The 276-nt window shown below is 67.8% G+C and carries 1 protein-coding gene; it reads left to right on the top strand.

Features of this window, described 5'->3' with window-relative positions; translation table 11 throughout:
• The coding region (locus AC0L27_RS41320; protein ID WP_473323880.1) for an NYN domain-containing protein at positions 1 to 276 on the top strand (276 nt) is incomplete at both ends.

Raw genomic sequence — 276 nt, 5'->3', positions numbered from 1 at the left:
TCCGGCCGCCGCAAGGTCAAGGGCAACATGGACATCGAGCTCGCCGTGAACGCGATGGAGCTCGCCGAGCACATCGATCAGATGGTGCTGTTCTCGGGTGACGGCGACTTCCGCTCTCTGGTCGAGGCCGTTCAGCGCCGCGGCGTGCGGGTCACCGTGATTTCCACGATCGCCAGCCAGCCGCCGATGATCGCCGACGAGCTGCGCCGCCAGGCCGACGTCTTCACCGACCTCGTCGAGCTGCAGTCCAAGCTCGGCCGCGACCCGTCCGAACGC

The organism is Bradyrhizobium sp. Ken51 (assembly GCF_055807435.1).
Note: the sequence above shows the minus strand (reverse complement) of the source record. Positions and strands in the feature narration are given on the sequence as shown.